The sequence below is a fragment of the Micromonospora sp. ABR4_055 genome (assembly GCF_056160425.1).
Map to the genome: position 1 here is coordinate 1 of NZ_JBSWXD010000330.1, position 945 is coordinate 945.

Here is a 945-nt window from a genome sequence, read left to right on the forward strand (position 1 = left end):
TTTGGGGGGGGGGGTTGGCTGCGCTGGGGGGGTTTTTTTTCCCTCCCCCCCCGCCAACGTACCGACCCCGGAGGTCGTGCAGCAGGTGACCCAGGTGACGCAGAACTTCACCAACCAGAACTTCATCGACAACTCGCAGACCTTCACCGACAACTCCACCGAGATTGACAACTCGGTGGACGTCGACGTGGACGGTCCGGTGCTGGGCGACATCGACGTCGACTCCGAGAACCTCAACCAGACCGGGGACGGCAACGTCGCCAACACCGGTGACGGGGACGTCAACGCGGCCACCGGCGACGGGGCGGTGGCGCAGCAGGGCGACGGCGACCAGGTCGCCGCGACCGGCGGGTCGGTGGCGGCCGGCGACGACGCGTTCGGCGTCACCGGCGACAACTCGTCGCTGGAGTTCGTCGACGGCGACAAGGTGATCGCCGACGATGGCGCGGTGGTCGGCACCGGCGGCGGCGACGTGCTCGGTGCGACCGGTGACGGCGCGTTCCTCGGCAACTCCGAGTCCGGCGATGTGGTCGGCAACACCGGCGACAACGCCGTCACCGCAGGCGACGACATCGACGGCGTGGTCAACACCGGCACCAACTCCGGCGTGATCGCCGATGGAGACGTCGACCGGACGGTGCTGGGCGACAACACCGGGATCGTCGCTGACGACGTCGACAAGGCCGTGGTCGGCGACAACAACCAGGCTGCCCAGTTCGACATCGACACCAGCGGGGCGGCCGGCGGCGACGCCAGCGGCACCGGTGGGGCCGGCGGCGTCGGTGGCGACGCCGACGCCGACGGGGGCAACGGCGGCGACGGCGGGACGGGTGCCGGCGTCGGTGCCGGCGTCGGTGTCGGGCTGCGCGGCAAGGGCGAAGGCAAGGGCGAGGGTGACGGCGAGGGCGGCGACGGCGGGGCCGGCGGGGCCGGCGGCACCGCGAC

The 945-nt window shown here is 72.0% G+C and carries 1 protein-coding gene; it reads left to right on the plus strand.

Going from position 1 to position 945, the window contains the following annotated elements:
* Positions 1 to 945, plus strand: a 945-nt coding sequence (locus ACXAHD_RS32220; protein ID WP_475055188.1) for a hypothetical protein, incomplete at both ends; no start/stop codon positions are given.